Below are 26,413 nucleotides of genomic sequence, written 5' to 3' on the forward strand. Positions count from 1 at the left end.
GGGAACGGGTAGTCCGACCCTCGCCGCCTACCGGCTGCCCTGCTTGTCGCGGTACATCGCGTCGTCCGCCTCCCGCAGCATCACCTCACCGGTCACGTCCCCGTCCCGCAGGGCCGCCACACCCACGTTCAGCTCGATCGGCTGCCCCGCCACGTCCGTTCCCCGCATCGCCGCGCGCAGCCGCTCGCGCACCACCCGCGCGCCCGCCAGATCCGTCTCCGGCAGCAGCACCGCGAACTCGTCCCCGCCCCAGCGGAACACCTCCAGCGCCCCGCCCTGCCCGGCCGGCGCGTCCCGGCCCGCCGGGCGGAACACCACGTCACTCACCCGCAGCTCGCGCAGCAGCACCTCCCCCACCTGCATCAGCGCCTGATCCCCGACCAGATGCCCGTGGGTGTCGTTCACGGCCTTGAAGGCCCGGATGTCCGCCACCAGCAGCGACAGCGGCAGGGCGTGCCTCCGCGCCCGCGCCAGTTCCCGCGTCAGCGACTCCGTGAACGCCCGGCGGTTCTGCAATCCCGTCAGCACGTCCGTGCGGGCCGCGGCGTGCACCTGGGCCCGCATGCGCGCCTCGTGCAGCAGCAGCGCCGCCTGCCGCGCGAACGACTGCGCCAGGTCGATGGACTCCCGGTCGAACGCCTCGGGATCCGTCATGGAGTCCACGTTCAGGAAGGCGTACACCTCGCCCTGATACAGGATCGGCACCCCGATGTTCGCCTGGATCCCCGCCACGCTGGGCAGCGGCGCGTTGACCCGCTCACCGTGCAGATCGTACCCGGTGCCGTGCGCCGCGAGCAGGCCGCGGGACTGCACGCGGGGCACACCGCGGTGCCACGCCTCCTCCCCCAGCCCGTACCACTGGTCCCGGGTGTGCCCCACCGGGAACGTCACCTCACTCAACTCCGTCTCGTCGAACGTCACGCTCGCCGCGTACCGGAACACGCCCCCCTCCCGGATCAGCAAAGACCCGCACTCCGCCCCCGGAATCGTCGCCAGCGCCCGTTCCAGCAGCGGCTGGTAGGCGTCCTCCAGTTCACCGCCGAGCAGTTCGGCGTGCAGGACCTGCAGGCTGCGGGTGTACCGCACCGCCTGGAGCCGCTCGACTTCCAGCCCCAGCTGATGCCCCAGCTGACGCAGCAACGCCCGGTCGGCGTCCGGCCACGCGCGGTCCGAGGTGCCGGCGTCCAGCCAGAAGGCCGCGCGCGGCCGGTACTTGCCGCCCAGCGGCAGCAGCACGCCGTCCGGCCGGAAACTCACCTCCCCGGCGCGGATCACGGCGACGTCCTCCGGCGTGAAGGCCGGCACGACCGGCTTCCCGGCGTCCCAGTGCGGCACGCGCCGCAGCGCCCCGCCCGCCACGCCCAGACCGGCCAGACCGCGCACCTCGAAGATCCGGCACAGCTCCTCCGCGAACGTGGACAGCGACGGGTTCTCCTCGTCCCGGCGGGCGAACTGCTCGGCCAGGCCGTTCACGCGGGCCTGCCGGTCCAGGGTGACCAGCCGGGCGTGCAGATTGTTCACCAGCTGCAGGAACACCGCCTGGTCAGCGGGCAGTTCGGCCGCCCCAGTCGGCCGCAGGATGGGCCCGCTGCCGTCCGGGGAGAGGGTGAAGGGCAGGGCCGGGTCGTCGGCCAGCATGGCCCGCAACCGGTCACGGAAGGCCCCGAGGGAGACGCATTCGCTCAGGGAGGCACTCAGGTGGAAGAGGGGGGTCATGCGGCACTTCACCTCACAGGAATGGAACGTGGCCCCAGCCTACCGCCCCCGTCTGACAGAGGCCTGAACGCCCCGCTCGAGTGCGCCGGTGAAGCCCCCTGCCAGGTCGCCGCTTCAACCGCCGTGAAGGGAGCGCCGGGCGTCCTCGAGGTGCCGGCGCTCCTGGCGCGCGGCGTCCAGTTCCCCGCGCGCCTCGTGCCACTGCACGAGCTTCTCGCGGCTGTCGAGGTCCAGCGGATCGGCGGTGATCAGCAGCCGCAGCGCGTCGCGCCGGCGCGGGTCGGCGCCCGCCTGCGCCTCGGCGTGCGAGCGCAGCGCGTCATGCAGCACGCGCTCCACCTGCGCGCGTTCCTCCGCGAGCTCGTGCGGCAGTTCCGGCAGCACGAGCAGCGGCGCCGTGAGCGGGTGAAGCAGGCGTTCGAGCCGCGCGCGGTCCTGCCGGCCCAGCGCGTCCCGCAGGTCGGCCAGGTCGCTCTCCACCGGGAACAGCAGCGTCAGCACGCCGCGCTCCGAGCTGATCAGCGGCGTGCCGAACAGCGCCCGCAGGTGGTACAGCGCGGTCTGCAGGCTCGCCAGGGGGTTCTTCGCGTCGGGCCAGAAGCGTTCGGCCAGCGCCTCCCGCGGCTGGGGGCCGCCCGCCAGCGCCAGGGTCAGCAGCAGCGCGGCGCTCTTGCGGGTGGGAAAGTCTGCCAGGCCGTAGGTCCGCCCGGCGTGCTGCACCTGCAGCGGCCCGACCGTCTGCACGCGCAGCGGGAACAGTTCCCGCGTCGGCGCGCCGGGCGTGCCCGCGAGCAGGGCCGTGGCCGCCCGGGCGTGCAGGAGCGTGCGCAGGCCGTGCGCGCGGATCAGCGTGAGCGCCTCCTGCAGGTCCGCCTCGCCGCCGCGCGCGAGCAGGGCCGTGGCGAGTTCCAGCCGGGCCTCCTCCTGCCGGGCCGCCTCAATTACGGCGTCCAGCTCCTGCGCACCCTGCAGGGCCGCTTCCAGGTCGGCGCGCAGGCCCAGCGACCCGGCCTCGGCCAGCGCCCCGGCAGCCTGCTCGACGTTTCCCAGTTCACGGTGCGCGCGGGCCCGCAGCAGCGCCGTCTCAGCCTGCAAGGAGGGGTCCTCGGACCGGGGGCCGCTCAGCAGGTCCAGGGCCCCCTCGGTGCGCCCGGCGTTCAGGGCCAGCAGCGCCCGCAGGCGCCGCACCCAGCCGTCCAGGGCGTCCTGATCCGTCACGGTGCCGAGCAGTGTCTCGGCGGCCGCCTCGTCGCCTAGCATGGCGTGCACCTCCGCCAGGTTCAGGCGGGCCAGGGCCGCCTCCCGCGGCCGGTCGGCGAGCAGCGCGGCCGCCTGCGCGTACGGCCCGGTCGCCTCGCGCAGCAGGCCCCGCCCGAACTGCAGGCCGCCCAGCGCCCCCAGGCTGCGCGCCTCGCGTTCGGCGTCGCCCAGCGCCCGGAACACGGTCGTGGCGCGCCGCAGGCTCTGCTCGGCCTCGGCGTGCCGGCCCGTCTGGATCAGCAGCTGCGCGCGGTTGTGGTGCGCCTCGCCGGCTGTCAGGCTGCTCCCCTGCGTGGCCGATTCGAAATCCGCCAGGGCGCCCGGCGCGTCCCCGCGCATGGCACGCACGACCCCGCGGGCGTTGGCGACCACGCCTCGCAGTGGGTCGCCGGGGGAGGCGTCCAGGCCGGTCAGGGCCGCGTTGTACAGCTCCAGGGCGCCGTCCGGGTCGCGGGCGCTGCGGGCCAGCAGGCCCGCCAGATACTGCGCGGGCGGCGTGGCCCGCAGGGCCGGCGGAACACGTTGCAGGGCGGCGCGCAGCGAGGCCTCGCCCTGCGCCACGCGGGCGGTGCGGGCCAGCAGCCGCAGAGCGTCTTCCCAGGCGCCGGCCTGCTCCAGAGCCTCCAGTGCGGCCGCGTCGTGCCCGGCGAGTTCCAGCGCGTGGGCGGCGGCCTGGGCAGCGGCCCGCTCCGGGAGGGGATTCAGGACCCGGCGGAGCAGCCCGGGCAGCTGCCAGACCGGTTCCGGACCCGGGTGGTCCAGGCCGTCCGGGAGCAACCACCCGCCGTCCAGAAGAGCCTGCACGCTGGCCGGGTCCACGCTCAGCGCCGAAACGACCGAGGGGGTCAGCAGGGGGCTGGCCGCGAGGCGACAGGCAGCGGCTTCCAGCAATTCCGGCGGCCACGCGGGGGCCAGCACGGCGCGCGTGGCCGGGGCGTGCCGCAGGGCGGCCAGGACGGCGTGCGGTTCGGCGGCCGGGTCCGGGGAACTCGCCTGGAGGGCGGCGAGGTCGTCCGGCCAGCCGCCCAGGGCGCGCAGCAGGTCGCTCCGGGTTGCCGGGGGCAGGTGCGGCAGTGCGGCCGCCCAGTCGTCCGGGCTGAAACGCACGTCTGCGGGCGAGAGCACCAGCGCCTCGGCGGCGTGCCCGGCCGGCAGGGCGCGCAGGTCGGTCAGGGTGGCCGGGCACCACAGCCAGCCACGCGCATCCTCCGGAGGCGGGGCTGGGAGGTCCGGCCAGCCGCGCGCCGCGGCCCAGGCCCTCAGGGCGCCGCGGGTCACGCCGGGCAGCACCGGGGCGACCACGCCGCGCTGCTGCACGTTCAGGCGGTCCACCAGCCGGGGCGGAAGGGGGCCCATCCCGGCAGTATAGGCCGGCCAGCGCGGGCCACCCGAACCGGGAGAAGTCCGCCGCCGGCCTTCATGGGGTGTTAGGACTCGGGGCCTCTCCCCTTTTCGGGGGGAGCCGATGGTGTGTTTTTTGAGTTTTTTTTGAGGCCCGGCTGGTTGAATACCTGTACTCACATCACCGCGTCTTCCCGCTTCACCCGACGATCCCGCCGCCCCGCCCGGAGGCGCCTGTTCCCGTATTTCCCACTGTCAGGAGACCCGATGAAACACCTCAGCGCCCTTACCCTCAGCCTCAGTGTCCTGCTCGCGTCCTGCGGCCAGACTGTCCCCCAGGTGCGCGACGCCGGCGCGGCCCTCGGCGCCCAGGGCCGCAAGACGACCCCGACCACCACCGCCCCCAGCGCCTGCCAGGCGCTGTACGCCAGCGGCACCAGCAGCGTGCAGGTGGACGGCAGCCTGCGCTACGGCCAGATCGGCACGCTGATCCTGTCCTTCGCGGACGACGCCAGCAAGGGCCGCGCCGTGGACTGGATGGACAGCAACCTGCCCGTGGACCTCGGCAAGGGCCTGGGGGCGCTGAGCGTGCTGCCCATGGTGGCCGTGACCCTGCCCGTCACGCCTGAACTCGTGCAGAGCCTCCAGGCCAACCTCAGCGGCCTGCAGTCCATCTACCAGGACGCCCCGCTGCGCTTCTCGCTGGCCGAGAGCGTCAAGTACATCGGCGCGGACACCGCCCGCGAGATCTACAGCGTCACCGGCAAGGGCGTCGGGGTGGGCATCATCGACTCCGGCGTGGACGCGCTGCACGCCGACCTCGACCACACCGCCCGGAATGTGAAGGTGGTCGGGCCGGTCACCGACACGCCCGTCGGCGGGTACCTGTACGCCGAACTGCCGGACACCGACACCACCAGCGGGCACGGCACGCACGTCGCCAGCACCATCGGCGGCAGCGGCGAGGCCTCGGCGGGCAGCGCCCGGATGCGGCAGGGCGTGGCGCCCGGCGCGACCCTGGTCGGCGTCGGCACCGGAGAGGGCATCAGCATCCTGTACGCGCTGCAGGGCTTCGACTACCTGATGAAACCCGAGGTGCGCGACGCGTTCAACATCCGCGTGATCAGCAACTCCTGGGGCACCACCGGCGAGTTCGCGCCGTACAACCCCATCAGCCTGGCCGCCAAACGCGCCTACGACGCCGGGATTATCGTGACCTTCGCCGCCGGCAACGAGGGCCCGGACGCGAACACCCTCAACCCGTACTCCGCCAGCCCCTGTGTGATCAGCGTCGCGGCCGGCGACAAGCAGGGCAACCTCGCGGACTTCAGCAGCCGCGGCCGGGCCGGCGACGCGAACGTCCGCCCGGACGTGACCGCCCCCGGCGTGGACATCAGCGCCGCCCGCGCCACCACCGGCGTGGCCGCCACCACCGTGCCCGACACGGACAACCCGCTGTACGCCACCATCAGCGGCACCAGCATGGCCACCCCGCACATCAGCGGCGTCGTCGCGCTGATGCTCGAGGCGAACCCGGCCCTCACGATGGACGGCGTTCTGGACATCTTCAACAAGACCAGCCGCGCCATGTACTACACCACCGCGGCCGGGGCCACCGCGCAGCACGAGCCGTGGGAAGTCGGGGCCGGGTACGTGGACGCCGGCGCGGCCATCCGCGAGGCCGCCAGCCTGAACCGCAACCGCACCACGGTCACCACCACCGCCCTGCCCGGCTGGACGGGCACGGTCGCCCCCAGCGTCTGCGCCCCGCTGGTCAGCTGCGTGACCACCGCGCAGCACACCCATACGCTCAGCGTGCCGGCCGGCAGCAGCGCCCTGCGCGTCGTCACGGACTGGGGCAACCCCGCCTACGACCTGGACCTGGAGGTGTACAACCCGGCCGGGCAGCTCGTCGGGTCCAGCGCCCAGGGCACCAGCCAGAGCGAGGCCGTGACCATTCCCAGCCCGGTCGCCGGGAACTGGAAGGTGGTGCTCAAGGGCTACCTGAACGCCAGCGCCACGTACGCCGGCAGCGCCGAGGTGGACCAGATCGTCACCGTGAAGTAAATCCGCAAATGAAAGGCCGGCCCGGGCGCGTGCGGGCCGGCCTTCTTCCTTACCTCAGATGCCGCTGAGTCGCGCGCCCAGCGGCCGCCCGGCGTGCTTGTCGCGGTACATGTCGGCGTCCGCGGCGTGCAGCAGCGCCTGCCCGGTCAGGTCACCGGCGCCGAGCACGGCCACGCCGATGTTCAGCTCGAGCGGCCGGCCGGCCACGCGGATCTCGCGCATGGCGCGCCGCAGCCGCTCGCGCACCGCCTGCGCGCCGGCCCGGTCGGTGGCCGGGAGCAGAATGGCGAACTCGTCCCCGCCCCAGCGGAACACCTGCGACGCTGTCGGGTCAGCCGCCCCGTCACCCGGGGAAGCGACAGGGCCGGGCCGGAACACCGCGTCCGTGGCGCGCAGGGTGCGGTCCAGCACCGCCCCCACCTGCACGAGGGCGTCGTCGCCGGTGGCGTGCCCGTGGGTGTCGTTCACGGCCTTGAAAGCCCGGATGTCGGCCACCAGCAGCGACAGCGGCAGGGCGTGCCGCCGCGCCCGCGCCAGTTCCCGCGTCAGCGACTCCGTGAACGCCCGGCGATTCTGCAACCCCGTCAGCACGTCCGTGCGGGCGGCCACCTGCACCTGGGCGCGCAGGTGCGCCTCGTGCAGCAGGAGTGCGGCCTGCACGCCGAAGGACCGGGCCAGGTTCACGGAGTCTTCCGCGAAGGCGTCCGGGTCGGTGAGCGAGTCGATGTTCAGGAAGGCGTACACCTCGCCCTGGTACAGGATCGGCACCCCGATGTTCGCCTGGATGCCCGCCACGCTCGGGAGGAGGTCTTCGACCAGCGCGCCGCGGTACTGGTACCCGACGCCCTGCGCGGCCAACCGCCGGCTCGACTGGACGCGGGGCACGCCGCGGTGCCACGCCTCCTCCCCCAGCCCGTACCACTGGTCCCGCGTGTGATCCACCGGAAACGTCACCTCACTCAGTTCGGTCTCGTCGAACGTCACGCTCGCCGCGTACCGGAACACGCCTCCCTCCCGGATCAGCAAAGACCCGCACTCCGCCCCCGGAATCGTCGCCAGCGCCCGTTCCAGCAGCGGCTGGTAGGCCTGTTCGGGTTGCCCGCCCATCAGGTCCCGGTGCAGGGCCTGCAGGGTCTGGAGGTGCCGCAGCGCCTCGCCGCGTTCGTACTCCAGGCCGATCAGGTGCCCGAGCTGCCGCAGCAGGTCACGGTCGCTGCCGGACCAGGCGCGGCCCGGCGCGTCCAGCCAGAAGGCCGCGCGGGCCCGGAAGCGCCCCCCGATGGGCAGCAGGACGCCGCCGGCGCGAACGTCGGGCTCCCCGGCGCGCCCGGCCGCCACGTCGGCCGGGCCGAAGGCGGGGAGGCGCGGCGTGCCCGCATCCCAGGACGGCGCGCGCGTCAGGGCGCCGGACCGCAGGCGCAGGCCGCCCAGGCCGTCCAGCCCGAAAATCCGGCAGCATTCCCGCGAGTACGCGCCCAGGGAGGTGTCCGTCTCGTCCCGGCGGGTGAACTCGCGCGCCAGGCCATACACCTGCGCGTGCCGGTGCAGGTCGGCCAGCGTGCCGGAGAGGTTCGCCACGGTGCGGGCGAAGGCGTAGAAGGCCCCGGCGTCCTCACCATCGGATGCGCCGTGCCAGTGCAGGCCGAGCTCCGCGTCCAGGGTAACCGGCAATTCCGGGTGCGCCGCCAGGGCGCCCTGAAGCGCGGAGTGCAGGGCTTCCGGGGTGCGCCGGTCGCTCACGGCGGCCAGGATGCGCGCCAGCGTGGGGGCGGTCATGGCCGGTCACCGGGGTGCGGAGCGGCGTTCACAGTACCGGCAGGCTACGGGCGCGCGCCTGACGGGGCTGTCACTCCGGCAAGTCTAAGTGCAGGAAATCCTGAATTCTGCGCCGGACGGGCGGGAAGGCAGGGTACAGTGGGCGCACCTTCCGCCCCCCGCCGCCCAGGATCCAGGAGCTCATGACCTCGAAACGACGTTCCCCTGCGGCGCCGGCCGCGACGCCCGAACAGCTGCTCCAGCAGGCGCAGGCGCGCCTGACCGGCGCGCCGGATGCCGCGCTGCTCCTGGCGCGGGACGCGGCCGCCCTGGCCGACGCGGCCGGCGATCTGCACGCCCTGGCGCGCGCGCAGCTCCTGATCGGCCTGGGCCTGCACGCCGAGAGCCAGCTCCCCAAGGCGCAGGCGAGCCTGACGCGCGCCCAGGCGCTCGCCGCTCACCTGGACGACCCGGCGCTGGAGGCCTGGGCGGCCAGCGCGCTGGGCGTGGTGCTGGGCGAGGCCGGGGACGTGACCGGCGCGGCGGAGCGCCTGGAGGCGGCGGGGGCACTGGCGCGCGGCACCGGACAGGCGGACGTGCGCGCGCGCGTGCTGACCGCCCAGGGCCAGTTCCACCTCCTGCTTCAGGAGGCCCCGGCGGCCCTGGCGGCCTTCGACGAGGCGCTGGAGCTGCTGGCGGCCCCGGAAGGGCGGGGCGAGCGGACCGACGACGTCCCGGGGGACCGCCTGAGTGCAGCGCTGCACCGCGCCGGAACGCTGCTGGTCCTGAACCGGCAGGGGGAAGCCCTGCGCGAATTCGTGCGGCTGCTGGAGCAGGCGCGCCGGCTGACGCTGCCGCGGCTGGTGGCGGCCACCCAGGCGGGGCTGGCTCAGCTGCACATGGAACTGGGGCACCTGAACGAGGCCGAGCGGTTCAGTGACGCGGTGCTGCGCGCGGCGAGGCCCCCGCTGGACGCGCGGGTCGGCGCGCTGCTCACCCAGGCGCGCACGCTCTCCGCGAGGGGCATGGCCGACCGGGCCGTGCCGCTGCTGATCAGGGCGCAGACGCAGGCGGCGGAACTGCCCGCGCCGGACCGGGCGGCGGAGGCCCTGGAGGCCTTGAGTGCGGCGTACGAACAGCTGCAGCGGTGGCCGGAGGCGCTGGCGGCCGCGCGGGCCCATCAGGCGGCCGCCGCCGCGGCACAGTCGCGGGTGCTGGAGCAGCGCGCCCAGGTGGAGGTGTGGCGCGCCGGCTGGGAACACGAGGCGCAGCGCACGCAGCTGGAACGGGACCGGCTTGAGGCGCTGGACGCGGCGCAGGCCGAACTCCGGCAGGTGCGTGACCAGCTGGAGTTCGGGCTGACCCACGACCCCCTGACGGGCGTGCTCAACCGCGTGACGCTCGAACTGGAAGTCAACCGGCGGCTGCTCGACGACCCGGCCACGGCCTTCGAGATGCTGATCGTGCGCATCGAGCAGCTGCGCCCGGTCGTGGACGTCCTCGGTCTGGACGTCGGCGACGCGGCGCTGGTGAGCCTGGCGCGCCGGCTGGAGGCGCGCGTGCACGCGGAGGACGCGGATGGTCTGGTGGGCCGCTACGCGGAGCATGACTTCGCGGTGTTCCGCCGGGCGCCGTCCGTTGAGCGGGCCGTGCGGGCCGCAGCGGGCGCGCTGCTGGAGGACCTCGGGCGGCCGGTGCAGGCCGAGGGGCAGGCCCTGAACCTGCGGGCCAGCCTGGGCATCGCGCAGTACCCGCGGCACGGCGTGACCTTCGCGGAACTGGGCCAGCGGGCCGCGCTGGCCCTGCAGGACGCCGGGGAACGCTCCGCGCACCTCGGAGTGTACAGCGCCCGGATGGGCCGCCTGGCCCGCGAGCGGCTCACGATTCACCACTCGCTGCACGAGGCGCTGGACCGCGACGAGCTGCACCTGCATTACCAGCCGATCTTCGAACTGGAGGGCCTGACCCCGGTGGCGGTGGAGGCGCTGGCCCGCTGGACGCACCCGAAACTGGGTGAGGTGAGCCCGGCGCGGTTCGTGCCGGTCGCGGAGGCCAGCGACCTGATCTTCGACCTGGGTGCCTGGGTGATGCGGCGCGTGCACAAGGACCTGAGGCGCTTCCAGGGGGCGGCGCCGGGCCTGCAGGCGTCTGTGAACGTTTCGCCCCGGCAGTTCGGGTTTCAGGGGTACCCGGCGCAGGTGGCGGCGTGGCTGGCCGGCAGCGGCCTGCGGCCGGAGGACGTGATCCTGGAGGTGACCGAGGGCGCCATGGCCGAGGACGTGGCCCTCGAGCGGTACGCGGCGCTGCGGGAGACCGGCGTGCGGCTGGCGATCGACGACGTCGGGCAGGCATACTCCAGCCTCACGCGGCTGTATCAGGTGCAGGCGGACGTGCTGAAACTCGACCAGCGGCTGATCGAGCGGCTGGTGGCCGGCCCGGGGCAGCGGGACTCGCGCCGGCTGGTCGCGGCGCTCATCGAGTTCGGGCTGGGGTCCGGCATGCGGATCGTGGCGGAGGGCGTGGAGTCGGAGGCGCAGCTGGCCGCGCTGCGGGAGATGGGGTGCACGCACGCGCAGGGGTACCTGCTGTCACGGCCGCTGCCGAACGCGTCGGTCACGAAACTCCTCAAGGGCCGCGCTGGGGCCGGCGGGGCCCTTCCCTCGGCCATGAGGCTGTAGCCGCTGCTGACGTGTGGTTTCGCACATGTCACAGTGGTGGTGTAAGACCGGCGTTCCCAGGCGGGCGCCGATCTTCATGTTTCTCCGGGCTGCCGCGATGCAGGGGGCGTGAGAAGGGCGGCGCCTTGTCCTGCACGGCGCCAAGCCCGGCCGGGCTGCTGTCACCAGGGGGCCACCGGGAAGGGGAAGGGCGCCTCCCTTCGCCCTGGCTGTGGCTCCAGAAACCTGGCCAGGGTGCTTTTTCTCCGGCCGGCGCGGCCGTCAGCGAGCCGGCGCCTGGCGGAAAGGGGGTAAGAGCGGTGACAGGCGCGGCTTTCTAGGCTCGGGGCACGATGACGCAGGAGTCCACGCTCAATGACCGCAAGGTGGTGCTCAACGAGCAGCTCTTTGCCCTGGAGGCCCGGATGCTGGAGGATCCGGACGCCACCCGGCCGCAACTCCTGCACCTTCTCGCGCAGGCGCAGGACAGCCGCGACAGCTACGCCGAGGCGTACGCGCTGTGCCTGCTGGGCGGCTGCGCGTTCTTCCAGGGCAACTACCCGGACACGACGCTGTACGCGAAGTTCGCGCTGAACGTCAGTGACCGCCATGAGCACCTGAACCTCAAGGCCCGGGCGCTGAATGCCCTGGGGCTGGCGCTGACCCGCACCGGGCAGTACGACGAGGGCATGCAGTACTTCCTGGACAGCCTGACGCTGGCCGACAGCCTGAACGACGACGCCTCCAAGGCGCGGGCGATCACCAACCTGGCGAGCGCGCACCTGGACCTCGGCGATTACGACCGGGCCATGGAACTCGCCGCGGAGGGCGCCGAGGTGGCCCGCCGGGCCGGCATCATGCCGCCCTGGGCGGTGGCCGAGGGCGTGAGCATCAGCGCGCTGTGGCACGCCGGGCGCCTGGGTGAGGCCCGGGAGCGCATTCCGGCGCTGCTGCGCGTCGCCGGCGAGCACGGCCTGACGCGCGTGCAGTGCGACGGGCTGCTGTACCAGGCGCTGCTGCACGTGCAGGACCTGGAGTACCTCCGGGCCATCGCGGTGGCCGAGGACATGGTGCGGGTGGCCGAGGGCGCGCAGGACGAGGAGACGCTGGGCAGCGCGCTGTGGCTGCTGGGCGACTGCTACCTGACCGTCGGGCGGCACGACGACGCGCTCCGGGCGCTGACGCGCAGCGCCGCGATCAACGAGGTGCGCGGGCACGCGATGACCACCAGCCGCCTCGCGCGGAGTTTCGCCACGCTGTACGAGCAGACCGGGCAGACTGCCCTGGCGCTGAAGGCCCTGAAGGACCACATGCACAGCGAGCACCGGCTGCACGACGGGGCGATGCTGCGCCGCAGCCAGCTGATCGACATGAAGGTCAAGCTGGAACTCGCCCGGCAGCGCGTGACGCTGGGCACCTCGGGCACGGAGGCGAGCGCCGCGCACTCGCTGCAGGAACTCACCTACCGCAGCACGCACGACGCCCTGAGCCACGCCCTGAACCGCTCGGCGTTCTGGCAGCAGGCGGGGCAGGTGCTGGAGAACCTGCCGCTGCGGCAGTCGGCGGGCGTGCTGCTGCTGGACCTGTGCGGCCTGGCGGAGGTGAACGTCACGCACGGGTACGCGGCGGGCGACCTGCTGATCACCGAGACGGTGCGGCGCATCAAGCGCGTGATCGGCCGGGACGACCTGGTGGGCCGGACCGACGGGGACGAGTTCATCGTGCTGTTGCGGGACCTGAGCGGCGCGGAGGAACTCAAGGACGTGGCCGAGGAGCTGCACGCCGTGCTGAGCCGCCCGGTGACCTTCGAGGACTGGAGCCTGGCGCCCCGGGTGTCGATGGGTGCAGGCATCGCGCCGCTGGACGGCCGGGACCTGACGACCATCCACCGCAACGTGGAACTGGCGCTGCAGGAGTGCAAGGCGCGCGGCTCGAACACCCCTTACCTGTACCACCCGACCATGAACATCCGAGAGAAGGCGCGGCGCGCCATCAAGCACGACCTGCCGGGCGCGCTGCGTTCGGGGCAGCTGCACCTGGCGTACCAGGCGCAGTACCGCCTGCCGGGCCGGACGCTGACGGGCTTCGAGGCGCTGCTGCGCTGGACGCATCCCACCGACGGGAAGATCTCCCCGGCAGAGTTCATTCCGCTGGCCGAGGAGAGCGGCATCATCATCGACATCGGCCGCTGGGCGATGCGCCTGGCCTGCCAGCAGGCGAAGACCTGGGCGTTCGACACGCACGGTCTGCGCATGGCCGTGAACGTCTCGCCGCTGCAGTTCATGCAGTCGGATTTCGTGAGCGAGGTGCGGGAGATCCTGGAGGAGACGGGCCTGCCGGGCCGCTGCCTGACCCTGGAACTCACCGAGGGCGTGTTTCACAGCGACGTGACGCGCGCCGTGATGAACATCCGCCGGCTGATGGAGCTGGGCGTGCAGGTCGCCATGGACGATTTCGGCACCGGGTACAGCAGCCTGAGTCTGCTCAAGACGCTGCCCATCGAGCAGCTGAAGATCGACCGGGCGTTCCTGGCCGACCTGACGCGCGAGCACCCGAACTTCGCGGTGTCGCGGCAGTTCATGCAGGTGATGGTGCAGTTCGCGCAGACCCTGGGCCTCACGGTGGTGGCCGAGGGCGTGGAGACGCTGGAGCACCTGGAGATCCTGAACGAGCTCGGGTGCCACGAGGCGCAGGGGTACCTGCTGTCCGAACCGGTCGCGGTGGAGGTCGCCAGCGTGATCCTGTGGGAGGCGCTCACGCCACCCGCGCCGTCGAGGGCCAGCTGAGATGCCGAGCCATGAACGTCTCAGCTGCTCTGAGGCCTGAGCGGTGGGAGGGGAGAAGATGCTGGACGTCCTGAGCCTGCTGCTGCAGAACTTCTCGGTGCTGGTGGCCGTGGCGCTGCTCAGCCTGCGGTTCGTGACCGAGTGGCCCGTGCGGCCACGCCGGCCGCAGGTGATCGCCATGCTGCTGATCTGGTCGGTGCTGCCGGTGCTGCTGTACCACGCCGGGCCGGAACTCAGCCCGGGGTTGAAGTTCGACCTGCGGAACGTGCCGCCCGTGATGGCGACGCTGTGGGGCGGTCCGGTGGCGGGCGTGGTCGTGGGGCTGCCGTTCGTGGCGTACCGGCTGATGAACGCCACGGCCGGGTCGCTGCCCGGCATCATGTCGCTCAGTCTGGTCATCCTGTCCGCGACGCTGCTGCGGCGCCGGGTGGGCATCGCCCATCAGCCGGGGCCGCTGACCGCGCGGCAGATGCTGTGGATCACCCTGATCCTGATGCCGAACGGCCTGCCGGTGCTGCTGCTCCCGGACGGCGGAGCCGTTTTGCAGCAGATCTACCTGCCGCTGCTCGCGCTGAACGTCGCGGCGGTGTACGTGGTGGGCGCCATCGTGAACGAGAGACTGCGGGCGGTCGCGGCGCTGAACCACGCCGAGCACGCCCTGCGCGAGGACGCCCTGACCCTCACCGGCAGCCGCCGCCGCTTCGACCGGGACCTGGCCGACCTCAGCCCGTACGACGTCGTGATGATGCTGGACATCGACCACTTCAAGGAAGTGAACGACGCGCACGGGCACGTGGCGGGCGACCGGGTGCTGTCAGAGGTCGCCGAGGTGATCCGGCAGACGCTGCGCAGCACCGACACCGCCTACCGCTACGGCGGGGAGGAGTTCGCGCTGATCCTGCGCGGCGCGGCCCCGGGCACCGAGGTGATGGTCGCCGAGCGGCTGCGGCAGGTGGTCGGGTCGCGGCCCATCGCCGCGATCGGCGGCCGGTGCGTGACGGTGTCCATCGGGGTGGCGCGGGTGGGCACGCTGGGCCCGGCCCGGGCGCTGCTGGCCGCCGACGACCACCTGTACCGGGCCAAGCGGGACGGGCGCAACGCCGTGCGGATTCACGAGCTCACGCCAGCCGGCGCGGCCCTGCAACTGAACTGACGGCCTGGCCCTGCGTCTTCACGGCGCGTTGAGCGGGAACTCAGCGGACCGCCGGGTTCGCTGAAGGCGCGTTGGGGCAGATCGGACGGGCGCCGCAGAGCACGCTGACAGACTGCGGGCATGGAGGCTTCCCATGTCTGATCACCGCCCGAACGCCGAGCCGGAAACCGCCCCGACCGAGCAGATGCCCCAGCAGGTGCCGGCCGAGACCCAGCCGGACCAGCCCGGCATCGAGGAGGCCATGAGCCTCGCGCCCGTGGTGATCCGCGACGATTACCGCGGCAGCGGCAAACTCGAGGGTCGGGTGGCGGTCGTCACCGGGGGCGACAGCGGCATCGGCCGCGCCGTGGCCGTGCACTTTGCCCGCGAGGGGGCCGACGTCGCCATCCTGTACCTGAACGAGGAGACCGACGCGCAGGACACCCTGAAGATGGTGGAAGCCGAGGGCCGCCGCGGGGTGCTGATCGCCGGGGACATCGGCGACCCGGCCTTCTGCCAGCAGGCCGTGAAGCAGACCGTCGAGGCGTTCGGCCGGCTGGACGTGCTGGTGAACAACGCCGCCGAGCAGCACCCGCAGGAGAAGCTCACCGACATCACGCCGGAGCAGCTCGAGCGGACCTTCCGCACGAACATCTTCGGGATGTTCTACCTGACGCAGGCCGCCATGCCGCACCTGAAGAAGGGAGCGAGCATCATCAACACGACCAGCATCACCGCGTACAAGGGCAGCCCGCAGCTGCTGGACTACAGCAGCACCAAGGGCGCGATCGTGTCGTTCACGCGCAGCCTCAGCCAGAACCTCGCCGAGCAGGGCATCCGCGTGAACGCCGTGGCGCCCGGGCCGATCTGGACACCGCTGATTCCCGCCACCTTCGACGCGAAGCGCGTGGGGGAGCACGGGCAGAACGCCCCGCTGGGCCGCCCGGGGCAGCCGGCCGAGGTGGCGCCCAGCTTCGTGTTCCTGGCGTCGGACGACAGCAGTTACATCAGCGGGCAGGTGCTGCACCCGAACGGCGGCGACGTGGTGAACGGCTGAGGCGGGCCGCTCCCCGCTTCAGGACGCGGATCGTCAATCAGTCCTGGCGCCCCTGGAGGGCGGCCAGGACTTCTTCGTCGGTCGTCTGCGGGAACGCGCGGTAGTATTGACCCACCGCGCGGAAGCCGGGAGGGGTGTGCAGGCAGATGACCTCGTCGGCGAGAGGTTGCAGGGCCTCGCCGGTGTCCGGGGGAGCGACGGGCACGGCGACGGCCACCCGCGCCGCTCCCAGTGCCCGGACGGCCCTGAGGGCCGCGTGCATGGTGGCGCCGGTCGCGAGGCCGTCGTCCACGAGCAGCGCGGTGCGCCCTGTCAGGATGAGCGGCGGGCGGCCGGCGCGGTACCGCGCCTCACGCCGCGCGAGTTCCCGCAGTTCGTGGCGGCGAACGTCCTCGACCGCCCCGGGCGGGAGAGGCAGGCGGGCCAGCAGGTCGCGGTTCAGCCATTCCACGCCGCCGGTCGCGACGGCGCCCATGGCGACCTCCGGCTGGAAGGGCAGGCCGAGTTTGCGCACCATGAACACGTCCAGCGGCGCCGCGAGGGCGCGGGCGACCTCGGCGGCCACCGGGACGCCGCCGCGCGGCAGGCCCAGCACGACGGCGTCCGGCCAGGGGTGCAGGCGGCGGAGGTGGTCGCCGAGCTGCCGGCCGGCGTCGTGCCGATCCCGGAAGGGCAGCCGCGTGGTGGAGTCAGGGGGTGAGTCGCTTTCCATAGGAGATCGCAGGCTCATGGTGGGGGGGAGGGGCGTGCGTGGTGGGGCGGATTGGATGAATGGGCGTTGGGCTTGTGGCCGGTTCGCGATTCTGTCCGTTCGTGGGGGACGCCTTCATCTGGCCTTTGCTTTAGGAACGATTCTCAATAGGATCGGGGGGCCTTCGCGGCGCGCGGCCCCGCCTCCATCCCGGCCGCCGGTCCGCCGGGCAGGAGCCCCCATGCCTGAACACGAACCCCCCACCGCCCCCGGCGTTCCCCACCACGACCCCATGGCCGGCAACGACGGCCCCACCATCCACAGCGAGAACGCTGGCGCCGACAACGGCAGCGCGCCGCTCGCCGGGCGCGCCGGCACCTGCCCGGTCATGCACGGCGCGAACACCGCCCAGGAAGCGACCGCCACCGACTGGTGGCCGAAGGCCCTGAACCTCGACATCCTCAGCCAGCACGACCGCAAGACCGACCCCATGGACCCGGACTTCGACTACGCCGAGGCGTTCCTCAGCCTGGACCTGAACGAGGTGAAACAGGACCTGCGGGCCCTGATGACCGAAAGTCAGGCGTGGTGGCCGGCCGACTGGGGACATTACGGCGGCCTGATGATCCGCATGGCCTGGCACGCCGCCGGCACGTACCGCACCGCTGACGGTCGTGGCGGCGCCAACACCGGCAACCAGCGTTTCGCGCCGCTGAACAGCTGGCCCGACAACGCCAACCTCGACAAGGCCCGGCGCCTGCTGTGGCCGGTGAAACGCAAGTACGGCAACCGGCTGTCCTGGGCGGACCTGATGATCCTGGCCGGGAACGTCGCGTACGAGTCCATGGGCCTGAAGACCTTCGGGTTCGCGGGCGGGCGCGCCGACATCTGGCACCCGGAAAAAGACATCTACTGGGGCGCGGAACGCGAGTGGCTGGCCAGCACCGCGCACCGCTACGAGCAGGACAGCGACCGGCAGTCCCTGGAGCACCCGCTCGCGGCGGTGCAGATGGGTCTGATCTACGTGAACCCCGAGGGCGTGGACGGCAAACCCGACCCGCTGCGGACGGCGCAGGACGTCCGGGAGACCTTCGCGCGCATGGCGATGAACGACGAGGAAACCGTCGCCCTGATCGCCGGCGGGCACACCGTCGGCAAGGCCCACGGCAACGGGGACGCCAGCGTGCTGGACGCCGAGCCTGAGGCGGCTGACCTGACCGCGCAGGGCTTCGGCTGGCTCAACCCGCAGGGCCAGGGGCACGGCCGGGACACCGTGACCAGCGGCCTGGAAGGCGCCTGGACCACCCATCCGACCGCCTGGGACGACGGGTTCTTCCGGCTGCTGTTCGGGTACGAGTGGGAACTGCGAAAGAGCCCGGCCGGGGCGTGGCAGTGGGAACCGGTGAACATCCGCGAGGAGGACCGCCCGGTGGACGCGCATGACCCCAGCGTGCGGCGCAACCCGATCATGACCGACGCGGACATGGCCCTGAAGGTCGACCCCGTCTACCGGGAGATCGCCGAGCGGTTCCACCGTGACCCGGCGGCCTTCGACGAGGCGTTCGCCCGCGCGTGGTTCAAGCTCACGCACCGCGACCTGGGCCCCAAAAGCCGCTACCTGGGCGCGGAGGTCCCGGCCGAGGACCTGATCTGGCAGGACCCGGTGCCCACCGGGAGGGCTACGCTGACGGACGCCGAGATCGCCGATCTCAAGGCCCTGCTGCTGGGCCTGGGCCTGCCGCGCCACGAACTGATCGCCACCGCCTGGGACAGCGCCCGCACCTACCGGACCTCCGACCACCGCGGCGGCGCGAACGGCGCGCGCATCCGCCTCGCGCCGCAGAAGGACTGGGAGGGCAACGAACCCGAGCGTCTGGAGCGGGTGCTGCGCACCCTGGAGAGCCTGCAGTCCCGCCTGCCGAAGCCAGTCAGCCTCGCGGACCTGATCGTGCTGGCCGGCACGGCCGCCGTGGAGGCCGCCGCCCGGGACGCCGGCGTGCCGGTCACCGTTCCGTTCGCGCCGGGCCGGGGCGACGCGACGCCGGAGTGGACGGACGCCGAGTCCTTCGCGCCGCTCGAGCCGGTGCACGACGCGTTCCGCAACTGGCTGAAAAAGGACTACGTGGTCTCGCCGGAAGAACTGATGCTCGACCGCGCGCAGCTGATGGGCCTGACCGCCCCGGAAATGACGGTGCTGCTGGGGGGCATGCGGGTTCTGGGCGCCAACCACGGCGGCACCCGCCACGGCGTGTTCACCGACCGCGAAGGCGTGCTCAGCACTGACTTCTTCGTGCACCTGACCGACATGAACAACGTCTGGGAACCGGCCGGCCCGAACCTGTACCGGCTGCGCGACCGCCGCACCGGGGTCGTGAAGTGGACCGCCACCCGGGTGGACCTGGTCTTCGGGTCGAACTCGGTGCTGCGTTCGTATGCCGAGGTGTACGCCCAGGACGACAGCCGGGAGAAGTTTGTGCGTGACTTCGTGAAGGCCTGGGTGAAGGTGATGAACGCGGACCGCTTTGACCTGCGCCGCCCGCGTCCGGAGGTTCACGCTTCAGCGGATGCGGCCCTCGTCTGAACGTGAGTGCAAAGTGAGGATTCGACCCAGCTCTGGCGGTCGACTTCATGAAGGTCCATGAGGAGAGAAAGGTGAATTCCTTCCTGGCGCGGCATCAGGCAGTCCTGTCACCATGAGCTCACGGAACGCATGGGGCGTTCTCTAGAGGAGATCTTCATGAACAAGAATCGCTTTGCTGCCGTCCTCTCCGTCATGTTGCTCAGCCTGAGTCTCCCCGCCGCCGCCCAGACCCAGGACCCCATCGACGTGCTCTCCACCGCGCGCGCTGCGGGCGTGCAACCGATCGATGTGATGAGAGACCCCATCGACGTCCTGCGCGACCCGATTGACGTCTTGCGTGACCCGATTGACGTGCTGTCCGTCCAGCCCTGATCGGCCCAGCGTCCGCTGAAACGGCCCGCCCACCATCCTGGTGAGGCGGGCCACCTCGTTTCGCCGGCACCACAGCGCGCACAAAGACCCCGGCGCCCCTTAAGATTCAGCAGACGGGTCAAGCCGCCGCCGTCCCCATTCCTGTCGTTCCCCTGCAACGCGTGAAGGAGAAGCATGCCCGAACCCGGTCCACGCACGGCGTCCCCGGCCGAGGCCGCGCTGCGCGGGCTGCTGTTCGTTCTGGCCTTCATCGCGCTGCAGCGGTTCTCCCTGCAGTTCGGCGGGGCGGGCCGCGTGTCGCTGTGGTACCTGCCGGCCGGGCTGATCCTGGCCTTCCTGGCCCGCTTCGGGCCGGGCAACGCCCCCTGGGTGTTCGCCGCCACCGCGCTGGCCGGCGCCCTGCAGTCTCCCCTGCCGGTCAACCATGCCGCGGCGGCGGTGGGCACGCTCGCGTACACGCTCGGCGCGGTGGTGCTGCGCCGCGCCCCGGGGTGGTTCACCGGGATTCCCCGAGTCCGCGACGGGGTGACCCTGACGCTGGCCGCCCTCCTGGCCTCGGGCCTGGCGGCGTACGCGACCATGTTGTACCTGCACGCCACCGGCACCGCCCCCGGAGCGCAGTGGCTGGTGGTCGCCCTGCACTGGTGGGTAGGCGACCTGGTCGGGATTCTCACGCTCACCCCGTCACTGCTGCTCAGCCGTCACTGGTTCGCCCGGCTTCCCGGGGAGGCGGCCGGGCGGGGCGCCCGGGGGCGGCTGGAGCGGGCGAAGGTGCTGGCCGTGCCGTTGACGGCGGCGCTGGTGTTCGTGGTGGCGCTGCCGCTGGGCCTGCACGTGGAGTTCCTGTGTTTCCTGCCGCTGCTGTGGGTGGCGATGCGCGACGGCCTGGTGGCCGCGGTGCGCGGCACCTTCCTGATGAACGTCTCCGTGGCGCTGCTGACCTGGCAGTCGCCGCTGGGCACGAACGACCTGCTGGAAATTCAGCTGCTGATCGCCACGCTGTCGGCCACCGCCATCCTGCTCGGGGCGGGGGTCACCGAGCGCCAGAAGGACCGGGATCGGCTGGCCGAGCTGGCCCTCACCGACGCGCTGACCGGCCTGCCCAACCGGCACGGCTTCCTGCAGGACGTGCAGGGGCGCCTCGCCGGGCCACCCGCCCGGAGCGGAACCGGCGGGCTGACCCTGGCTGCCCTGGACATCAGCCGCCTGAAATGGATCAACGACGCGTTCGGGCAGGCGACCGGCGACCAGTACCTTCAGGCGTTCGGGCAGCGCCTCACCCGGCTACCGTCTGGCTGGAGCGTGGCGCGTCTGGGCGGTGGGACCTTCGCGCTGGCCGCCGACGCGGGCCGGGCCGATCCGGCCGTGCTGCACGACGCGCTGAACGCTCCCGTGCAGCTTGATGGGCGGGAACTGACCGTCGCTTACCGGCTGGGCTCCGTCAGCGCCGAGGGGGGCGTAAGTGCGAGCCGCCTGCTGCTGCGCGCCGAGGAGGCGCTGGATGAGGCCCGGCGCAGCGGCCGGGACGTGATCGTGGCGCGCGGTCCGCACCGCGGCGCGTACGCGGCGCTGGAGTACGAGCAGGACCTGCGCCGCGCCCTGGAGTCCGGCCAGGAACTGCACCTGCACTACCAGCCGCAGACGGACCTGGCGAGCGGGGAGGTGGTGGCCTTCGAGGCGCTGATCCGCTGGCAGCACCCGGTGCGTGGCCTGCTCTCGCCAGCGGAATTCCTGCCGGTGGCGGAACGCACCGGGCTGATCGTGCCCATTGGGGCGTGGGTGCTGGAGGAGGCCTGCCGGCAGCGGCAGGCGTGGGCGGCGGCGTTCGGCCGGCCGGACCTGCGCATGGCCGTGAACATCTCCCCCAGCCACCTGCACACCGGGACGCTCCTCCCGGACGTCACCCGCGCCCTGGAGGCGTGCGGGATGCCCGGCGACTGCCTGGAACTGGAGCTCACCGAGGGCACGCTGCTGCTCGACCCGGAGCGCGCCGCGCGGGTGCTGAGCGAGGTGCAGGCGCGGGGGGTGCGCGTGGCGCTGGACGATTTCGGCACGGGGTACTCCAGCATCCGGCACCTCAAGGACTTCCGGGTGTCCACCCTGAAGATCGACCGGGCCTTCATCCGGCACCTCGTCACCGACGAGGGCGACCGCCGCATCGTGACCGGACTGGTCGTGCTCGGGCACCTGCTGGGCATGACGGTGCTGGCCGAGGGCGCCGAGGACCTGGCGACGGTGCATCTGCTGCGCGGCCTGGGCTGCGACGGCGTGCAGGGCTACGCGCTGGGCCGCCCGCGGCCCGCCGCCGAGGCCGGAAAGGCCCTTGGCAACGCGCCGCTGGTTCCCTCCCCTCCCCCCCGGCCGGCGGGGGGCCCCTGATGGGGGCGTGGACGGCCCGGTAAGAACCGCGTGAATGCCCGCCCCGTATCCTGCCGGGGATGCACACGCCCCCCTGCCGGTGGCTGGTCTGCCCGGACCTGCCGCCCTCCCCTGTTCTCCAGGCCCGGCATGACCCGGCGTGACCTGCCGGCCCCCGCCGGGCCGGCCGCGCCGGCGCCGGGCCAGGGGAACACGCCCACGGCCCGGTCGCTGGCCGCGCGGAACGCGGCGTACGAGGCCATGGACCTCGGGGACTTCCCCCGGGCCATGACCCACGCCGTCAGCGCCCTGGACCTCGCGCGGGGCACCGGGGACGCCCCGCTGCAGGCCAAGGCCCACGTGACCATCGCCCTGGTCCTGGCGGGCGTGCACGACGACGAGGGCGCGCAGGAGCACCTGGATCAGGCGATCGCGCTGGCGACGCAGGCCGGGGACGCGCGGGGCGTGGCGCTCGCCACGGTCAACGCGGCGCACATCGACCTGGAGCGGGGCCGCTACCGCGAGGCGGCCGAACTCCTGCACGGCCTGCTGAATACCCCGTCTGCGGCCGGGCTGGGTATCGACGACCCGGTGGCCGGCACGGAACTGCGGCAGGTCTTCCACATGAATTACGTCAAGGCGGCGTCCACGGCCCTGAGGGGCGGCGGGGGCTCACACGCCGACGCGCCCCTGCGGCGCGCGCTGGAAGTTTCGGCCGCCCACCTGACCGCGCTGCACGCGGGTGAGCTTCCGCTGGCCAGCCCGCGGCACCTGCCGGACGTGCTGGACGCCCTGACCGGGTACGCGGCGTTCCGAGGCGACTGGGCGCGAGTGCGGGCGCTGGCCGACGAGCGCATCGAGGTCGCGCTGCACACCGGCACGGAGCACGCCATCGGCCGGGCCTTCATGGACCGCGCCGCCCTGGCCGCAAGGCAAGAGGCGTGGACGGCCGCCATCGACGACGCCGTGCGCGCCGCGCGGCACTTCGAGGCAGCCGGGCAGAAGCTGGACGTGTTGAACGCCCGGCAGCTCGTCGCGGACAGTCTCGCGAAGCAGAGCCGCTTCCAGGAGGCGTTCAGTGTGCAGCGCGAGATCACCGAGCGTTCCGCGGACCTGCACCGGGCGTACGCGCGGCAGGGCGCGCAGCTGCGCCTGATCGAGCAGCAGGCTCAGGCGGCCGAGCTGCGGGCAGAGGCGTTCGCGGAGGCCGCGCTGCGCGACCCGCTGACCGGCATCCCGAACCGGATCGCGGCGCTGCGGTTCCTGGAGGCGCTGCACGCCAGCGGCCGGGGCGGCGTGGTCGCGATGTTCGACGTGGACCACTTCAAACGGGTGAACGACACGTACGGTCACGCGGCCGGGGACGAGGTCCTGCAGCGCGCCGCGGCGACCGTGCAGGAGGCGGTGCGCGGCTCCGATCACTTCGCGCGGATGGGCGGGGAGGAGTTCCTGCTGGCCTTCCCGGAACTGAGCGCCGCGCAGGCCCGGCAGGTATGCGAGCGCATCCAGTGGGACCTGGGCGCGCTGAGCTGGCCGGAGATCGCGCCGGACCTGCAGCTCACCATCAGCGTGGGACTGGCCGACCTGGGCGCCGAGACCGACCCGCGCCTGACGCTGCGCCGCGCCGACGCGGCCCTGTACGACGCCAAACGCAGCGGCCGCAACCGGATCGTGCTGGCCTCCGGCTGACCCCCGGGCGCGCCTGTATGAAGCGTGGAAGAGCGCCCGGCCCATACTGCCCGGGTGGCCCCCCAATTCATGAAGAGCCGGCGGGGCCGCGCCGGTCAGGCACCCGTTTCCCTTCCCGCGTTTCCTCCTGCGCCCCGCGCATGGCCCTGGTGACCTGAGGCTTCCCCTGTGTTCACGTCCCTGCTGCTGAACTTCTGCCTGCTCATCACCAGCACCTTCGCGATCAGCCTGACGTACCGGGCCGGCGAGGCCCGCCAGCGGGCGGTCATGATGGTGGTCCGGCTCGCGCTGACCGCAGGCGCCACGCTGCTGCTGGCGATGGCAAGCGCGGAGGTGCCGGGCGGGCTGCGCATCGACCTGCGGTACGTGCCGGTGGTGATGGTGGTGCTGCGCTACGGGCCCCTGTGGGGCGCGCTGGTCGCCGCGCCCATGCTGCTGTGGCGCCTGGTGTTCGACACGGACAGCGGCGTGGACGGCGTGGTGTGGCTGCACTTCGCGAGCGTCCTGGCCCTGAGCACCCTGGTGCGCCCGGCCGCCCGGCCGCTGCTGCAGGGCCTGCAACCGCGGCTGCTGTGGCTGACGCCCGTCCCGTTCCTGGGGGTGGGCGTGGGCGTGCTGCTCGTGCCGGAAAGCCGGGAGCTGTTCTGGGTGTCGTACCCGGTGCGGCTGCTGCTGGGCGCCCTGGGCTTGATCTCGGCCGTGTCTATCCTGCAGTCCCGGCTGCAGCTGCTGCGGCTTACGCAGGTCCTGGCCGACCAGGCGAACACGGACGCCCTGACCAGCCTGCCCAACCGCCGGGCGTTCGACCGGGACCTGGGCGCCCTGCGCTGCGGCGAGCATCTCGCGCTGCTGGACCTGGACCACTTCAAGGCCGTGAACGACCGGTACGGGCACGACGGCGGCGACCGCGCCCTCGCGCAGGTCGCCGGGCTGCTGCGCTCGTTCGCGCCGGGCCGCGTGCGCGCCTACCGGGTGGGCGGCGAGGAGTTCGCGGCGCTGATCGGCGGGATGGACAGCGTTCAGGCGGCCGGGGTGGTGGAGCGCCTGCGCTCGGCCCTCCCCGGCCAGCAGGGCGGGTGGCTGGCCGAGCGCGGGGAACGCATGACCGTCTCCATCGGCCTGGCGACAAGGCAGGCCGACGAGGACGGCGCGGCCCTGTTCCGGCGGGCGGACGAGGCACTGTACCTCGCGAAGATGAACGGCCGGGACCGTGTGGTCGTGTGGGCGCCGGGACAGGGCGCGCCGGAGGGGGCGCTCCCGTCACCCGGCGCCGCGCCCCCCACGGAGACGCTCCAGCCGCGGCACTCGGCGTGGCGGGCGCTGCGCACCACCGTGACCCTGCTCGCGCAGCGCCGCGTGCTGCGCGACGAGGACTGGGCGGAGATGCTGCGCCTGGCGGTCGAGGCGGTGGACGGCGCGTGCTGCGGCACGCTGGACGTCCGCCTGCGCGGCGACCGGTTCCGGTTGGTGGCAGAAGTCGGGTACGCGCCGGACCTGGTGGGCCTGCCGCTCACGGAGGCCTCCCAGCAGCGCTGGTACGGCCGGCCGCTGGACGAGTGGCGGGCCGGCACGCCACGCCTGGTGGAGGGAGAGGCGCTGGACGCGGCCTACGCGACGTCGGACGCTCACCTCGACTCCCCGGAGGTCCGCCAGCTGAACCTCAGCGGCCGGCGCCGGGAGGTCACCGGGAACCTGTGCCTGCCGGTGGTGCTGGGCGGCGAAGTGGTCGCGCACCTGAACCTGGACCGGCTGCAGGGCGCGCCTCCCTTCGGGCCGGAGAGCGTGGAGGTCGCGCAGCTGTTCGCGCAGCAGATCGCCGCGCTGCTGCACCTGCAGGGCCGCTGGGACGAACTGGAGCACCTCGTGTCGCTGCACGAGCGGGTCAGCGTGGTCTCCCCGCAGGAACTCGCGCCGGAACTCACGGCCGCGGCCGCCGAGCTGCTGCGGGCGCAGTGGGCGGTGCTGCTGCGCTACGACGCCGCGCAGGACGCGCTGGTGTCCGACGGGCGGGGCGTGCACGAGCCCGCCCTCGGGCCGGTGCGCCTGCCGCGCGGCGTGGGGCTGGCGTGGGCGGCGCTGCAGGCAGGGGAAGTGATCCGCCTCACCGACCTGAGCGCCGAGCCGAGGCTGTACTTCCGCGAGCAGCTGCGGGCCGGGGCGATGATGGTCGTGCCGCTGCGGGCCGCCGGCGGGGAGCCGCTGGGCGCCCTGATCCTGACCCGGCAGGCCGAGCGGGCCTTCTCGGAGGCGGACGCCCACCTGGCCCTGCTGCTGGGCAGTCTCGCGGCGCGGCTGCTGGAACGCGACCATCACCTCGTCGGCCTGCAGGCGACGCTGGACGCCGCGCTGGAAACGCTGGGCGTGGCGGTGGAACTCCGGGACTTCGAGACGCAGGACCACACGCGCCGGGTCACGGCGCTGGCCGTGACCTTCGCCGCGGCGCTGGGGCTGCCGCCCGAAGCGGTGCGGGGCCTGCGGCAGGGCGCGGCGCTGCACGACATCGGCAAACTGGCCGTGCCGGACGCGGTGCTGCTCAAGCCGGGCGCGCTTGACTCCGCGGAGCGGGCCCTGATCGAGACGCACGCCGAGCGCGGCGCGGCCCTGTCCGCGCGGATTCCGTTCCTGCACCCGGACGCCCGGGGCGTGATCCGCTCACACCACGAGCGCTGGGACGGCGGCGGGTACCCGGACCGCCTGAGCGGCGAGCGCATTCCCCTGGCGGCGCGGCTGTTCGCGCTGTGCGACGTGTACGACGCGCTGGTCAGCGACCGGCCTTACCGCGCGGCCCTCAGTCCGGAGGAAGCCCTGCAGATCCTCGCCCGGGGCCGCGGGACGCAGTTCGACCCGGAGCTCACCGACCGCTTCCTCGCCCTGCACGCCCGGGGGGCCTTTGCGCACGTGGCGCCGGAGCGCGTGAACGAGGACCGCCCCACGCCGGCCTGAAGCGCCGG

Annotated in this window: 14 protein-coding genes; 10 read left to right on the forward strand and 4 right to left on the reverse strand. The window is 73.0% G+C overall.

The annotated features are described in order from the left end of the window. Positions 1-27 precede the first annotated feature (27 nt). Together DFI_RS16955 and DFI_RS16960 are read right to left on the reverse strand one after the other, a co-directional pair. Complete coding sequence (locus DFI_RS16955) at positions 28-1,716, reverse strand: GGDEF domain-containing protein (RefSeq protein ID WP_051307558.1); 1,689 nt, start codon at positions 1,714-1,716, stop codon at positions 28-30. Between the two features lie 114 nt (positions 1,717-1,830). After that, positions 1,831-4,332 (reverse strand): hypothetical protein, encoded by a 2,502-nt coding sequence (locus DFI_RS16960; RefSeq protein ID WP_027462356.1) that lies wholly within the window; start codon positions 4,330-4,332, stop codon positions 1,831-1,833. A gap of 252 nt (positions 4,333-4,584) precedes the next feature. On the opposite strand from DFI_RS16960, the gene DFI_RS16965 reads away from it, so the two are divergent. Further along, positions 4,585-6,384: a S8 family serine peptidase gene (locus DFI_RS16965; protein ID WP_027462357.1), complete on the forward strand. Its 1,800-nt coding sequence runs from the start codon at positions 4,585-4,587 to the stop codon at positions 6,382-6,384. A 54-nt stretch (positions 6,385-6,438) separates the two neighbouring features. Here DFI_RS16965 and DFI_RS16970 read toward each other — a convergent pair whose 3' ends face one another. Continuing rightward, complete coding sequence (locus DFI_RS16970; protein WP_051307559.1) at positions 6,439-8,160, reverse strand: GGDEF domain-containing protein; 1,722 nt, start codon at positions 8,158-8,160, stop codon at positions 6,439-6,441. Between the two features lie 182 nt (positions 8,161-8,342). Here DFI_RS16970 and DFI_RS16975 point away from each other — a divergent pair, with 182 nt between their 5' ends. The 4 genes from DFI_RS16975 to DFI_RS16990 all read left to right on the forward strand — a co-directional run bounded on the left by DFI_RS16975 (position 8,343) and on the right by DFI_RS16990 (position 15,771). Next, positions 8,343-10,817: a bifunctional diguanylate cyclase/phosphodiesterase gene (locus tag DFI_RS16975; RefSeq protein ID WP_027462358.1), complete on the forward strand. Its 2,475-nt coding sequence runs from the start codon at positions 8,343-8,345 to the stop codon at positions 10,815-10,817. Positions 10,818-11,149: 332 nt separating this feature from the next. Then, positions 11,150-13,582 (forward strand): EAL domain-containing protein, encoded by a 2,433-nt coding sequence (locus DFI_RS16980; RefSeq protein ID WP_051307560.1) that lies wholly within the window; start codon positions 11,150-11,152, stop codon positions 13,580-13,582. Positions 13,583-13,640: 58 nt separating this feature from the next. Beyond that, a complete protein-coding gene (locus DFI_RS16985) occupies positions 13,641-14,735 on the forward strand; it encodes a GGDEF domain-containing protein (protein ID WP_155864509.1) in 1,095 nt (364 codons plus the stop codon). A gap of 133 nt (positions 14,736-14,868) precedes the next feature. Then, positions 14,869-15,771 carry an SDR family oxidoreductase gene (locus DFI_RS16990; RefSeq protein ID WP_027462360.1) on the forward strand — a complete coding sequence of 301 codons (903 nt, stop codon included), beginning with the start codon at positions 14,869-14,871 and terminating at the stop codon, positions 15,769-15,771. A gap of 37 nt (positions 15,772-15,808) precedes the next feature. On the opposite strand, the gene DFI_RS16995 is transcribed toward DFI_RS16990, so the two are convergent. Next, the gene (locus DFI_RS16995; protein WP_051307561.1) at positions 15,809-16,483 is read right to left on the reverse strand and encodes a phosphoribosyltransferase; all 675 of its coding nucleotides are present in this window, start codon (positions 16,481-16,483) and stop codon (positions 15,809-15,811) included. A 220-nt stretch (positions 16,484-16,703) separates the two neighbouring features. On the opposite strand from DFI_RS16995, the gene katG reads away from it, so the two are divergent. The 5 genes from katG (at position 16,704) to DFI_RS17020 (ending at position 26,405) form a co-directional block, all read left to right on the forward strand. After that, positions 16,704-19,043 carry a catalase/peroxidase HPI gene (gene katG, locus DFI_RS17000; protein WP_211235344.1) on the forward strand — a complete coding sequence of 780 codons (2,340 nt, stop codon included), beginning with the start codon at positions 16,704-16,706 and terminating at the stop codon, positions 19,041-19,043. A 156-nt stretch (positions 19,044-19,199) separates the two neighbouring features. Beyond that, complete coding sequence (locus DFI_RS17005; RefSeq protein WP_155864510.1) at positions 19,200-19,415, forward strand: hypothetical protein; 216 nt, start codon at positions 19,200-19,202, stop codon at positions 19,413-19,415. A gap of 174 nt (positions 19,416-19,589) precedes the next feature. Further along, positions 19,590-21,794: a putative bifunctional diguanylate cyclase/phosphodiesterase gene (locus DFI_RS17010; protein ID WP_051307562.1), complete on the forward strand. Its 2,205-nt coding sequence runs from the start codon at positions 19,590-19,592 to the stop codon at positions 21,792-21,794. Positions 21,795-21,923: 129 nt separating this feature from the next. Beyond that, positions 21,924-23,462 (forward strand): GGDEF domain-containing protein, encoded by a 1,539-nt coding sequence (locus DFI_RS21000; protein ID WP_051307563.1) that lies wholly within the window; start codon positions 21,924-21,926, stop codon positions 23,460-23,462. 168 nt (positions 23,463-23,630) lie between these two features. Continuing rightward, a complete protein-coding gene (locus DFI_RS17020) occupies positions 23,631-26,405 on the forward strand; it encodes an HD domain-containing phosphohydrolase (protein WP_051307564.1) in 2,775 nt (924 codons plus the stop codon). Positions 26,406-26,413 lie beyond the last annotated feature (8 nt).

This window comes from Deinococcus ficus, assembly GCF_003444775.1.
Lineage (GTDB): Bacteria > Deinococcota > Deinococci > Deinococcales > Deinococcaceae > Deinococcus > Deinococcus ficus.